At 39.0% G+C, this 14088-nt stretch carries 10 protein-coding genes; 7 read left to right on the top strand and 3 right to left on the bottom strand.

All coding sequences use genetic code 11. The annotated features are described in order from the left end of the window. Positions 1 to 274: 274 nt before the first annotated feature. Both F6K54_RS01635 and F6K54_RS01630 read left to right on the top strand, forming a co-directional pair. Positions 275 to 2044 carry a methyltransferase domain-containing protein gene (locus F6K54_RS01635; RefSeq protein ID WP_293073556.1) on the top strand — a complete coding sequence of 590 codons (1770 nt, stop codon included), beginning with the start codon at positions 275 to 277 and terminating at the stop codon, positions 2042 to 2044. An 800-nt stretch (positions 2045 to 2844) separates the two neighbouring features. Further along, positions 2845 to 3630: a class II aldolase/adducin family protein gene (locus F6K54_RS01630; protein ID WP_366558021.1), complete on the top strand. Its 786-nt coding sequence runs from the start codon at positions 2845 to 2847 to the stop codon at positions 3628 to 3630. A 22-nt stretch (positions 3631 to 3652) separates the two neighbouring features. Here the strand turns inward: F6K54_RS01630 and F6K54_RS01625 are convergent, their stop codons facing one another. After that, positions 3653 to 4585 carry a glyoxylate/hydroxypyruvate reductase A gene (locus tag F6K54_RS01625; RefSeq protein ID WP_293073554.1) on the bottom strand — a complete coding sequence of 311 codons (933 nt, stop codon included), beginning with the start codon at positions 4583 to 4585 and terminating at the stop codon, positions 3653 to 3655. Positions 4586 to 4601: 16 nt separating this feature from the next. On the opposite strand from F6K54_RS01625, the gene F6K54_RS01620 reads away from it, so the two are divergent. The 5 genes from F6K54_RS01620 to F6K54_RS01600 all read left to right on the top strand — a co-directional run bounded on the left by F6K54_RS01620 (position 4602) and on the right by F6K54_RS01600 (position 8042). Next, entirely contained in the window at positions 4602 to 5822 is a 1221-nt protein-coding gene (locus F6K54_RS01620) for an LL-diaminopimelate aminotransferase (protein ID WP_293073551.1), read from the top strand. 68 nt (positions 5823 to 5890) lie between these two features. Beyond that, positions 5891 to 6478: a GNAT family N-acetyltransferase gene (locus F6K54_RS01615; protein WP_293073548.1), complete on the top strand. Its 588-nt coding sequence runs from the start codon at positions 5891 to 5893 to the stop codon at positions 6476 to 6478. Further along, the gene (locus F6K54_RS01610; protein WP_293073545.1) at positions 6453 to 6818 is read left to right on the top strand and encodes a trans-aconitate 2-methyltransferase; all 366 of its coding nucleotides are present in this window, start codon (positions 6453 to 6455) and stop codon (positions 6816 to 6818) included. The genes F6K54_RS01615 and F6K54_RS01610 overlap by 26 nt, the downstream gene beginning before the upstream one ends. Positions 6819 to 6835: 17 nt before the next feature. Then, complete coding sequence (locus tag F6K54_RS01605) at positions 6836 to 7762, top strand: transposase (protein WP_293073542.1); 927 nt, start codon at positions 6836 to 6838, stop codon at positions 7760 to 7762. A gap of 13 nt (positions 7763 to 7775) precedes the next feature. After that, positions 7776 to 8042 (top strand): RNA-guided endonuclease TnpB family protein, encoded by a 267-nt coding sequence (locus tag F6K54_RS01600; RefSeq protein WP_293073539.1) that lies wholly within the window; start codon positions 7776 to 7778, stop codon positions 8040 to 8042. Between the two features lie 254 nt (positions 8043 to 8296). Here F6K54_RS01600 and F6K54_RS01595 read toward each other — a convergent pair whose 3' ends face one another. Continuing rightward, the gene (locus F6K54_RS01595; protein ID WP_293073536.1) at positions 8297 to 10345 is read right to left on the bottom strand and encodes a biotin/lipoyl-binding protein; all 2049 of its coding nucleotides are present in this window, start codon (positions 10343 to 10345) and stop codon (positions 8297 to 8299) included. Positions 10346 to 10953: 608 nt separating this feature from the next. After that, the gene (locus F6K54_RS01590) at positions 10954 to 13677 is read right to left on the bottom strand and encodes a peptidase domain-containing ABC transporter (RefSeq protein ID WP_293073533.1); all 2724 of its coding nucleotides are present in this window, start codon (positions 13675 to 13677) and stop codon (positions 10954 to 10956) included. Positions 13678 to 14088: the final 411 nt, after the last annotated feature.

Here is a 14088-nt window from a genome sequence, read left to right as displayed (position 1 = left end):
CCTAATTAAGATTAATATCATACCCTAATTTACTAACCCTCCCCCAGATGAGCTGTTGCCTGTTGCCTGTTACCTGCGCACAGCGCTATAATATCATGTCCGGTAGCATCGGAGCGTGTATAAAATAAAGGTGACACTCTTGAGAAAACCTTCTGCCTCCTGCCTCCTGCCTCCTGCCTTCGGACAACCATTGTCTAATTATTCAACCGGACATGATATGACTGACTTGAAGGACAAAATTAGCGAAATTCTCAATCCTTACCTGATTTTTAAAATGAAAACTCAATACAAATTTCCAGAGAACTTGAAATCTTCTGACATAGATCGTCAGTCGCCACACCATCAAAAATTTGTCGCTCCACCACTGGATGATGAGTTTTACGCTGAGAGTTATGAGTTACGCAAGGCAGCTTCGACGATGACAGTTGCTGCCATTGAGTGGTTCCGCAATAATGTCACAGAATTACTGGAGGGGAGTTATTCACCCTCACAGAAAGACGATACCTTCTCGGTACTCAGTATTGGTAGTGGTGAAGGCGATATTGATATCGAAATTATACAGAGTCTGATTCCCAGACTTAACCCACAGTGGAAACAGTTAAAATATGTAGCACTTGAACCCAACCCTATCCATAGCAGACGCTTTCTAGAACGGCTCGATCGGGTATCTTTAGGCCCAAATGTAGAAGTATCCGTGCGTGATGAGTATTTTGAACCCGATAGGTTTGAAAAGGAACAGAAGTACGATTTAGTGCTGTTGACCCATGTTTTATATTACTTTGACAAGCCTTACGAAGCAATTCAGAGAGCTTTAAAGCAAACGAAGGAAGGCGGACGGGTGGTGATTGTTCACCAAACAGCTACAGGTATTCCTCAAATTCAGCGTGAGTTTATGCTGGAAGCAAAAGGGAACCAAAACGAGATGTTTACAGCAGAGGACATTAGAAATTTACTGGATACTCAATCTCATCCGCATCAGTATCACCATGTTGATGCTCGCTTGGATGTGACTGAATGTCTCCAAGGGTTGGAAACTGGCGTTAAAATTATGTCCTTTTGTATGGAATGCGATTTACGCCAACTTCAGGAAACCAAATTTTTCAAAATTCTCCAGGGATTTTGGAGATTGGCTGAGATTGAGGACAGTGGGAAAGCTTTTATAAATGAACCGATAGGGGTTTTTGTATTGCCAGTTCCTAGTGTTACTGTTCAACAAAGAAGTCCAGAAGACAAAGATCCAGTAATTGATTATTGGCAATTGGCGCAGCGTTTTGACTGGTTGAGTACCTTTTTCTCACAATATCATCAAGGCGAAAATTCATCTCTGAGATTACTGGATGTTGCCTGTGGGACAGGGCGCTGGTTGCAAGCTTTTAGTCACTACATCCAACTTGATGAAAAAATTGGCAATATTGTCTACGATTGCTTAGATCCTTCTGGGAGTTCAATTGCTCAAGCTAGTCAGAAAATACATCTTCCCTTACAGCGAGGGAACCAATATGTTAATACAATTCAATCGGCTAATCTGGAAAAAAATGCTTACGACTTATTGTGGTCGATGCACGGCTTTTATATGATTCCACGCCAGGATTTGCCATCTGTATTGAAAAAGTGTGCTAGTTTGCTGAAGGATACGGGAATTGGATTTATTGCTTTGGCTACTCGTAAATCTTTTTACGTCGATTTCTACGAGCAATATCTGCAAATTTTTAAAGAGGGAAAAGGGGAAGGATTTACCTCCGCTGAAGATGTCATAGAGATTATGGATGAATGTGGGATTCAGCATCAAGTCCATAGGGTATTCTATGAAGAGCCAATCAAAGCAGATGACCATGCAGGTTTAGAGCATTACATCAAACACGAGGCAACAGTTAACTGCTTTAACAAGGATAAGGAAACAGAGCAGTTATCTGAATCACACGAGATTACCTTGGAAGAATTACTGTCTCATCCAGAGATGGAGAGATACCTAAGCTCATTGATGAGAAACTCTGTCTATTACTTTCCTGAAGAGATTTTGCTGATTTCATTTAATGCTAATTAGGGTTTGCTTATGGAAGTCTTTCTTCAGGAGTAGGGGAGCGGGGGAGTAGGGGAGTAGGGGAGTAGGGGAGTAGGGGAGAATTTTTTTGCCCAACTCAGCAGCAAAAATGCTAACTTTTTGAGCATGAAGAGCTGAAAACCAAGGTATTTCAGACCTAAAAAGGCACTTACCTTTATTTGTAAATGCTTTTAGATTTAATCAGCAAGCCCTAATTAGGGTCTGCTTATGGAAGTCTTTTGGTAAGGGTAGGAGTCAACCCACCCCTCGCCCCTCCCCCTCCCAGGAGGGGAAGTCAGGAGTCAGGATGAATGGGAGTTATAGAAGAAGTAGTCTTCATTAATTGATAATGGATAATGGATAATGAATAATGGATAATTACCTCTGGTTAAAACCGTTACGGAATTGAATATAAGGAAATCTTACAGCGCTTTCCGTTGTTATGAGGTACACTCATCGCGGGCAAGATGCCCGCACTACAATATTTTCATCATTTACCCTGTAGCTCATTTGCCCGAAATATGCTGTATTTCTTTCTTCTCCTTAAAATAAAGAGGCTTTAAAGCTAGATTCGATTAATTATCAATTATCAATTATCCATTATCCATTAGACATCTCCAAAAATCAAAAATAAAATCAATTCTTACCCATAAATTATCAATTAGTCCCCTCCTGGGAGGGGTTAGGGGTGGGTTTCCCCTGTTCCCTGTTCCCTGTTCCCTCTTTTCTGGAGATGTCTATTAGTAAAATCTGTCAATGATTTTAAATTAGATCTGTAAGCCCTAATTAACATTGGTTTAACTATGAATACAAGTATGAGCATTACAAAAACTAGGGAAACTGCAACCAAGTCCTACTCCCAGGATGAACAGAACTTGCGCGAAGACCTTGCTGCTGCATACCGCTTGATTCACCACTACGGTATGACGGATATGATCTACAGCCATATTTCTGTGCGCATTCAGGAGGAACCAGCTATATTCCTTCTTAATCCCCATGGTCTGCTTTTCGATGAGATATGTGCATCAAATTTAGTGCGAGTTGATATCAATGGCAACAAAATTGATGCTACAGATGCTGAGGTAAATCCGGCCGGATTTACCATCCATAGCGCTATTCATTTAGGTTGTCCTAATGCTCATGCGATCGCCCACAGTCATACTATTAGTGGTATGGCAGTTGCTGCTATGGAAGAAGGTTTGTTGCCACTTAACCAAGCATCAATGGAATTCTATAATCGTGTTGCCTACCATGATTATGAGGGCATATCACTAGACCTTGATGAGCGCGAGCGAATTGTTGCATCCCTGGGGGAAAAGAAATGTTTAATCCTGCGTAACCACGGACTTTTAACTGTGGGGCGAACCGTCGCCGAAGCATTTTACTATATGTATTATCTGAATCAAGCGTGCCAGATCCAGGTCAACGTCCTAAGTAGTGGAGCCAAAACCATTATACCAGCACCTGACATTTGTGAACATACCGCCCGCCAGTTTGAGGAACCAAGCTTCCATAACCAGGAGGTTGCAAGGGTATGGGAAGCAAATCGCCGTTTGCTCGATCGCCTCGATTCCTCATATCGTCAGTAGTAGTCTTTATTGAATGGAAACCTTAGTAACCTTGTTCACAATTCACGACATTCTTCACAGGAAGACCATCACGAAGGCAAAAAATAGCATCTATAATCGGTTTTGTCCAATATTCAGAATCAGTTTGAGTTGCTACATGGGGTGTGATTGTAATTTGAGGGTGTGACCAAAATGGATGACTTTCTGGCAAAGGTTCCCTAGAGAAAACATCTAGACAAGCGCCTGAAAGTTGACCTGAATCTAATGCTTCTAATAAATCGGTTTCTACTAAGTGTTGCCCCCGTGCAACATTAATCAAATAACTTCCTTTAGGCATGGCTGAAAATGTTTCACCATTAAGAATCCCTTCTGTTTCTGGGGTTAAGGGAAGTAAACACACTAGCACTCGACATTTACTCAAGCAAAGTTTTAACTGGTCTGGTCCATGAAAACACTCTATACCATCAATGTTCTTTGGTGTCCGACTCCAACCCCGAATCGGGAAACCAAGAGTCTTGAGTTTCACAGCAGCATCTGTTCCAAGAACACCAAGACCCAAAATTCCTATATTACAGGAACTGGTTTCTGGTAGAGGTAAAGGTTCCCAATTTCGTGCTTTTTGAAATGTTTGATATTGAAATGCTTGTCTGTGAAAACGAAGAACAGCTAACAATATGTATTCAGTCATTCTTGATGTCAGACAAGGTTCAACAATACGAACAATGGGTACATTTTGGGGAAGATGGGGGTCTCTTAAAATCTGTTCTACTCCCGCTCCCAGGGAAATAATTCCTTTGAGGTTCGGAAATTTTTCCATTATTCCTAGAGGAGGTTTCCATGTTAATATGGCTTCTATTTTCTCTGGGTTCTCTACTTCTGGCCAGAATTGGATATCGATATCTGGTATACTTGCCTTGAGCTCCGTAACCAATAGTTCCAGATTTTCAGCTTCATAAATTATAAGTATTGAAAACATAACCAAAATCCTAAATATGACTACAACAAATCCAAATCTGAGTCAATTGTTTGCTTCTGATACCTTCGCCGATATGATTAAAAACAAGCTAATTAAGACGGTTGAAGATCATCAAGCATCCAATCCCCAAAAAGAAATATACATGATGGCGTGGGGTGATACAACTCATCCTATACCATCAAAAGTTGTTGAAGCTTTAGTTGATGCTGCTACAAAGCTTGGTCATCAATCAACTTATACAGGATATGGGGAACTTGATGGAAATATTAAGTTAAGAGAAGCGATCTGCAACAACTACTATAAGCCTCGTGGAGTTAATCTAAAACCGGAGGAAATTTTTGTTAGTGATGGGGCGCAGTCAGGTACTTTTGGTATTCAAGAACTCTTTGGTCTAGATAATGTTATTGCGCTACAAGACCCGATTTACCCCCCATATTTAGAAACAAATTTGTTGGCAGGTCGAAATAATATTATTTATCTAGAGTGCAACGATAAAAATAATTTTGTGCCAGATGTTCCTCAGTCAAAAGTGGATGTAATTTATCTCTGTTTTCCTAATAACCCGACAGGAGGAGTTGCTAGCAAAGAACAACTCAAAGCTTTTGTGGATTATGCCAGAAACCATAAGTCTCTGATTATTTTTGATGCGGTTTATAGTGCTTTTATTACTGATCCGAACATTCCTAGAAGTATTTATGAAATAGAGGGGGCAACTGAATGTGCGATCGAAGTTGGTAGTTTTTCTAAAACGGCTGGATTTTCTGGATTAAGATTAGGTTGGTCTGTGGTTCCTGTTGAGCTAACTATTGAAAGCACTGTAGCAGGAGAGTTGAACGAGATGTTTAGAATTAGTCAATCTATCCGGTTTTGGGGAGCTTCTAATTTAGCACAACAAGGGGGAATTGCTGCTTTGTCGGAACAGTGTCAACAAGAATGCCAAGAAATTGTTAAGTACTACCTAGAAAATGCTAGAATTCTTAGGGAAGGTTTAGAAGCTTTTGGACTGACCTGTTTTGGTGGAACTAATAATCCCTATATATGGGTCAAAGGAGTGGAGGGAATGAGTTCTTGGGATGTTTTTAATCAACTGTTGTTGAAAGCAGGTATTGTTGGTGTACCTGGTTCATTGTTTGGTTCGAGTGGAGAAGGTTTTTTACGCTTAAGCACTTTGGGTCGTCGGGAAGATATGGAGAAAGCTTGTGGCATACTTGTCGGATGTGCGACTATTTTAGTTTAATGACTACGAAAATTTCTGTTGTCAAACCCATTAGCTTTGAATGGCTAAATTCAAGTTATAACAGAATTATGAATGAAAGAATATTATTAGAGCAAGAACATAAAGCAGCAGGATCGAAGTTTTTTTTAGCTTCTATGGCAAATAGTCATGTTAAGCACTTAATTAAGCTTGCTCAAGACGAAAGTTTAATAGATTTACTTGGTTGGAATACATTCTTTAATCCTGATGAGACGGAAGAATTTATAGAGGCAATTTCAAGTTACGCTTTCCCCTATTCTCGCAAAAGTCAGCCTCTACCATTTGGAATTTATCTAAACAAAGACAATTTTCCCATTGGATATGTAGTATTAAAAGGCTTAAACATGGATTTGTTAACTACTGAAATTGGTATAGCAATTATGGATAAAAAATACAGAAATAAAGGCTATGGAACCCTAGCATTAAAACGACTAATTCTTTATGCATTCCAGGAATTGCATATTCAAACAATTGGAGCCGTAATTTTGCTATCAAATAACAGGTCAATTAATATGTTTAAAAATCTCGATTTTGTAGTTAGAGAAATCATGTATAAATCATGGCCGATGCCTAATGGAGAACTAGCAGATATGGTATTGATGGAATTGAAAAATGATAACATTACAGCCTGGAAATAGGAAGGAGAAACAACTTATGAATAAATACGATGACATTGCCCAGTATTATGACTTACTTATGGAGAGTGGGTATTACGACTATCCGAAAGAATCTCAGTCCCTCGACTCTATCCTCAAAGGTCGGAAAAAACTGCTCGAAATAGGTGTAGGAACGGGATTACTTGCAGAAAAACTACTCGAATTAGATTCCAGCTATGAGATAACTGGCATAGATTTTAGTCCTGCTATGTTAGAGCGGGGTAAAGCTCGTTTGGGAAATCGGGTAAAAGTAGTAGAAGGTAATGTGTTATCAATGGAACTGCAAGAATCTTTTGATGGGATATATTCCCATGGGGGCTAACTACTGAAGCCGAATAATTGGACAAAGTTAGAAAAATCTCAATAAATCTTGAAAACCTGCTGATTATCTGCTATGGTATATTCAATTCTCCTAATTTATCAAATGCTTTTTTTCATGGTTTACCAGTTCCAATGAAATCAATCAAGACCAAGTTAAAACTTAACAATCAACAAAAAACAATACTTGCCAAACACGCAGGAGTTGCACGTCATGCTTATAATTGGGGGTTAGCAACTTGTATAAAAGAGTACGAAGAAACTAAAAAACGCCCAAGCGCAATTACCTTGCATAAACGTTTAGTAGCCGAAGTCAAATCAATTAATCCATGGTATTATGAGGTATCTAAATGTGCCCCACAACAAGCATTAAGAGATTTAGACAGAGCATTTAAAAACTTTCTAACTATTCCTGAACGTGGATTCCCAAAATTCAAGAAAAAAGGAAGAAAAGACAGCTTTTACTTAGAAGGAAGTATTAAGATTTTCCAAGGAAACTACATACAATTACCCAGAATAGGAGTAGTAAAAACTTATGAAATCTTACCTCCAGTACCAGTAAAAAACGTCACCGTAGCCTCTTTCAGAGGAGCTTCGCTAACAAAAAAAGCAGATAGTTGGTACATCAGTTTTAAATACAATTTTGAACCCTGTCCAACAGAAAAAGCCCGAGAAACTATAGGTGTAGATATAGGAATAAATACATTAGCAACCTGTTCCGATGGAACTAAATTTGCCAATGTTAAAGCCTACAGGCAAGCAAAAAAAAGATTAGTTCGTCATCAACGTGCAGTCAGTAAAAAAGTTATTGGCTCCAAAAACAGACGCAAAGCAGTAAAAAAACTAGCAAAACTCCACAAGAAAGTAGCTGATATTAGAGCAGATGCATTACATAAACTCACATCATGGTTAGCTAAAAACCACAGCACCATAGTAATTGAGGTATGACAATGTAAGTGGAATGCTCAAAAACCATAAACTAGCAAGTGCCATAGCAGACTGTGGTTTTTATGAATTTAAACGTCAACTTACATACAAAAGTGAATGGTACGGCAGTGAATTAGTCATAGCGGATAGATATTATCCAAGTTCTCAAATATGTTCAAACTGTGGGCATCAACAGAAAATGCCGTTACACTTGAGAACTTATGAGTGTAGTGAATGCGGCTTTGAAGCTGATAGAGATTTGAATGCTGCTATCAACCTGAAAAACTATGTGAATCAGTAGCTTGAGTCAAGAGCGAATTTAAGCCTGTGGAGAAGATAAGTTTGCAGACTGTGGTCGGTGGTCTTCAGTGAAACANGTCTTTTTCTCGCTCTTACTATTGGTAACATTCTTTTTTCAAATTGGTATTATCCTTATGTTTACTCCCCCACTCCCCCACTCCCCTACTCCCCTACTCCCCCCCTCCCCTACTCCCCTACTCCCCTACTCCCCCCCTCCCCTACTCCCGAATGCACCATTTTAGATGAAACAGTCCACTACAACTCTAAACCTCCTTTTTGTAACTTCTTAAACGGGTCAAGAATAAAATCAATCAGACGCCGCTGACGCACAACAACCTCAGCCGTTGCCGTATCCCCCGGACGCAAAGCAATACACTCATTAGCCGCAGGAATACAAGTCTCATCCAACTCAATTTCTAACTCATAAATTGCTATATTCCCCTCAGCAGTTTCCTGCACTTGTGAAGTAGGAGAAATCTTTTTTAACGTTCCCTCTATTATACCATAATCCTGAAAAGGATAAGCGTCAAATTTCATTTTTACTTCCATTCCTTTCTTTAATGAACCACTTTCTGAAGTTGCCATTTGCGCCTTCAAAAAAAGATTTTTACCTTGTGGTGATACTTCCACAATCATTTCTCCTTGTTGTACAACATCTCCGACTCCTTCAATGGGCAAATTAAAAATAGTACCTCCTTGTTGCGCCCTAACTACTCGTTGCTCCAACTCAAAATTTAAAGAATCAATCTCTTTTTTTGTCTGAGAAATTTCACCCTGAGCGCTAATAATTTGACTATCCATATTCTTAAGCTGCTCTTTGATTTTTGACATGGCAATATCTCCAGAATGAGTAATAGTTTGAGAATTATTTTCTTGTTCTGTTAAACGTAATTCTGCTTGCTCAATATCTGCTTTTGCTTGATTAATTGTTCTTTCATAACTACTCTTTTGTTCTGCTAAACGTAACTCTGCTTGCTCAATATCTGCTTCTGCTTGATTAATTGTTCTTTCATAACTACCTTTTTGTTCTGTTAAACGTAATTCTGCTTGTTTAATATCCGCCTCTGCTTGATTAATAATTCTTTCATAACTACCTTTTTGCTCTGCTAAACGTAACTCAGCTTGCTCAATATCTGCTTCTGCTTGATGAATAACCCGATCATAACTACCTTCTTGCTCTTCTATTCTTAATTTTGCTTGTTCCCTGTCTGCTTGACTTTGTTCCCATATTCTTTGTCTTTCTTCTCCTATATTTTCCTTTTCAACTACCTGAATTTCTGTCACCGCACCTTGCTCCCAAAGATTACGATAACGTTCAACTTCTCTGAGAGATTTTTGCCAGCGAATTTCTGATAATTTATAAGCAGTATTACTATCGTCTAACTGTTGTTTTGCTTGATTAACTTGAGCTAATTTTTCTTCCTTTTGTAAATTTAATATTCTCCTAGCAGCTTCTAAATTTTGTTCTGCTTGATGAACTTGTGCTAGCTTTTCTTCCCTCTGTAAATTTAATGTTCTTCTAAGAGCTTCAAGATTTTGTTGTGCTTGATGAACTTGAGCTAATTTTTCTTCTCTTTGTAAATTTAATGTTCTTCTGAGAGCTTCAAGATTTTGTTGTGCTTGATGAACTTGTGCTAGCTTTTCTTCTTCTTGTAAATTGTAGGTCGTATTCAGAGATTGAAAGTTGCGTCGTACTTGCTCTACCTGAGCTACTTTTTCTAATGTTTGCGATTGATTTTGTCGTTCTTGGGTACGAAGTTCAGTTTCTAATTGACTTTTTTGTTGTTCAATTTTACTGAGTCTATTTTGTTGACTTTGCAGTTGAATATTAAGTTGAGCAAGTCGGTCGCGAATAGGGCGAGATTCTAATTCTATTAAAATATCTCCAGCTTCAATTTTGTCTCCTTCTTTAACATAAACTTTCTCAATTTTTGCCGTTTGTGTATATACTGTTGCAGCCGTAAATGTCAAATTTAACTCTTGTTTAAGAGTACCACCTTGAGGTTCTAAACGTCCTCTAGCAGTACCAGTTTCATCTACTTTAGAAAACATTCCCCAGGGGAGAGCGATCGCTACAAATATTATTAAAAGATATAGTAATCCTCGCGTCCAACGTTGGGGTAAAGCATCTAATAATTCTTTAGTAGCAAAAGACCAATCATCAACAGATGTATTTGTATCTAGTTTCGTAACATCTGGCTCTGAAATTTTGGAATTATTTAAACTTTTTTCTAGTGTTAGTAAGTCAGTCTCTAAAGGTTGATGACCGTTTGATTCTGCAGTTACGTTTAATTGTTGTGGCATAATTTTTATCAGTTATCAGTTCAGTTTTGGTCTTGTGGAATGGGCATCTTGCCCGTTCCAGTTAAATGTAAATAGGAGAGAACTTTGTAGGTTGGGTTGAGGAACGTTAGCGGAGCTGATCCGTAGGATAAACCCAACACACACTTACGGTTGTTGGGTTGCGCTGTCGCTTAACCCAACCTACTGGTCTAAAATCTTACTTTTGACTTTTGACTTTTCAAAGGTTTATGACTGTTTGAATCTACAGTTACGTTGAATTGTTGTGGCATAATTTTTATCAGTTATTAGATACATCAGGAACGAAATCCAACAGATACTTACAGTTGTTGGGTTGCGCTATCGCTTAACCCAACCTACTACTTTTGACTTTTCATTTGAAACCCTAAAATCTTACTTTTGACTTTTGACTTTTGACTTTTGAATTCATTTCTTACTTTTGACTTTTGAATTCAAAATTTTGACTTTTAACTTTTGAATTCATTTCTTACTTTTGACTTTTGACTTTTGACTTTTGAATTCATTGCTGACTTTTGACTTTTGAATTCATTGCTGACTTTTGAATTCATTTCTTACTTTTGACTTTTGACTTTTGAATTTTGAATTTCCATTTAACTTGCCAATTGTTGACGATTCAAATAATAATAATGCCCCCGTTTCGCCATCAATTCTTCATGATTTCCCTGTTCAATTAACACCCCCCTATCCAACACCAAAATTACATCAGCTTTTCTCACAGTAGATAAACGGTGAGCAATAATTAACGTAGTGCGACCTTGGAGAATACTATTCAAATTAGTCTGAATAATACGCTCCGACTCAACATCCAGATGAGAAGTCGCCTCATCAAAAACCAACAAACTGGGATTTCCCAACAAAGCACGAGCGATCGCTAATCTTTGCCGTTGGCCACCAGATAACAAACCCCCACCTTCGCCAATCTGAGTTTCATAACCCATCGGCAACCTTTGAATAAATTCATCAGCACCAGCTAACCTTGCTGCTCGTACAATATCCTCAAGAGTTGCAGAGGGATGAGCAATAGTCAGATTTTCCCGAATAGTGCCACCAAATAAAAAAGTATCCTGGTCAACCACACCTACTTTGTTGCGCAGGGATGGCAACGAAATCGTCGTCATATCATAACCATCAATCAAAATTTTCCCATCAGTAGGCGGATATAACCCCAACACCAACTTAGAAATCGTTGTTTTCCCAGACCCAGAACGCCCCACTAAAGCCACAGTTTGTCCAGCTTTCACCTCAAAACTCAAATTTTCCAAAACATTAATATCGCTTTCTGGATGGTAACGGAAAGTCACATTATCAAAAATAATATTACCCCGTAACTCTACCAAATACTGACGCCCTTCTGATTGTAAATCTTCCTCTGGTTCAGTATCAATCACATCATTGATGCGCTCCACCGCAATAACTACCTCCTGTAACTGATTCCACAAAACCGTCAGTCGCTGAAAAGGACTAATCACAGTACCAATCAACATATTAAAAGCCACCAACTGCCCAATAGTTAACTCCCCTTGAATCACCAACCAAGCTCCAAACCAGAGTAACCCCGTCGTTACTAAAGATTCAATAGTTAAACTGAATATTTGTAGTCGGTTACTAATCACCTGTCCAGAAAAGTTTTTTCTGATTGACTTATTCAGAAATTCCTCCCATCGCCAGCGTACTGTTTGCTCAACTGCTAGAGACTTAACAGTACTTACACCAGTCAGAGATTGAATCAGATAACTACTTTCTTCAGCTAGAGCTGCAAATATTTCTCTAGAGATTTTTTGCAAGAACGGTGTGGCAATAAGTGCTAATAAAAAAAACGGTGGCACAATAACCAATGCTAGTAAAGCCATTTTCCAACTATACCAGAACATTAGCCCTAAGTAAATGAAAACTGTCAGCAAATCCAACACAATAGAAAGAGCTTCCCCAGTGAGGAAATTCTCAATTTTCCGATTTTCTTGAACCCGAGCAATAATATCCCCCACATAACGAGACTCGAAAAAACTCATGGGTAGTCGGAATGTGTGACGAATAAACCCCACAATCATTGCCAAATGGACTTTATTAGCTGTGTGATCGAGGAGATATTGTCGCAAACCAGTCATTGCCACCTTAAATAAACCAAAGATGACTAAACCCAATCCCACTGCGGTTAGAGTAAGGGTGCTACCTTGAACAACTACCCTATCTAGTAGTAGTTGAGTAAATAGAGGCGTAATTAATCCAAATATCTGAATTAGTAGAGAAGTGATAAATACTTCCAGTAGCACTTGTCCATGAGGACTTACCAACTCAAAGAATTGCCAGAAAGGAGTAGTGGAATTTTTGAGTTGTTTGATTAAAGCAGTAGGTTGCAGGAGTAGGGTGTAACCAGTCCAACAAGCTTTAAATTCTGGGTAAGTGAGATGGCGTTGACCAATAGCGGGGTCAGCAATGATGACCTGTTTGGGAGTTATTTCATAGACTACTATATAATGTTTGCCTTCCCAGTGGGCGATCGCTGGTAATTTTTGTTTAGCTAGTTGGTCAAGACTTGCCTTAACTGGCCTAGTGGAAAATCCGATACTTTCTGCTGCTGCAGATAATCCTCGCAGTGAAGCACCGTTACGGTCTACGTTGGCAATGTCCCGCACGCGATTGACGCTGAAATTTTTGCCCCAGTAACGAGCGACCATAACTAAAGAAGCAGCACCGCAGTCAGAACCGCTTTGTTGAGCAAAGAAGGGATAGCGTCTGGTGATACGCTGCCAGAGATGACCTACTCGTTGGGTGGGACTAGGGAAGTAGGCTTTGTTAATAGTTTTTTGTGGTTTAACCTCTGGTTGCCGATATTCAGTTATGTTCGCTTCTGGCAGATTTTCATCAGAGGAATGGGCCGTTTCTGGCTCACCTTTTTTCTGTAGAGAATCGAGTTTGAGAGCAACTTGATGAAGATGTTCTCGGATTTCAGGGTGTTTTTGAATTAGTGGAAGAAGGGTTTCTTCAGGGAGATAGGAAAGTTTGAGGTTTACTGATGCTCTTGCTGAGTAGAGTTGAAATAAATGATTAGGAAATAGGGTAGATTCCCCAAATGACGCTCCTGCATTGAGGGTAGTAATTAATTCACCCTGACTATCTAAAAGCCTAACTTTGCCCACAGTTACAACATATATGCCTGGTTGAGCATCTGCTGCTTGCCAAAACTGACCAACTTTTGGTGTCAAATGTTGTGTAGTTTTAAGGCAATTTTCTATTTCTTTTTGTGAAAGTTGATATCCTAAGACATCAGTGAGCTGCCCCTGAGTTAAAGCAGGAGTTGATGCATTTTGAACCATAACTCAAAATTTTATGTACTAAATATTTACTATTAGCTGTTAAAGAAGCGGTCACCAATCAGTAGGAGCATTTTTTTTGACCTAAAAATTTTGGTCTCAAACCTCCTCTTTTAAGGGGATAAAAAAAAGAGAATATCCTATATTTCAACCCTCCTTATTGCAGAGGTACTGATAACTGTTAACGCAGTTCCTCCGATCGGAGGCTAACTGATAACTGATAACTGAAATGTTGATATCCCAAGACATCAGAGAGCTGCCCCTGAGTCAAAGCAGGAGTGGGTGCATTTTGAACCATAACTCAAAATTTTATTTACTAAATATTTACTAATTAGCTGTTAAAGAAGCAGTCAGCAATCAGTAGTCTCATTTTTGTGGCCATCATTGTTTACTGAGCATTCCGGACCAAAAGGG

It is taken from the genome of Okeania sp. SIO3B5 (assembly GCF_010692555.1).
In the GTDB taxonomy this organism is placed as follows: domain Bacteria; phylum Cyanobacteriota; class Cyanobacteriia; order Cyanobacteriales; family Microcoleaceae; genus Okeania.
This window is presented reverse-complemented; position numbering and strand designations above follow the sequence as displayed.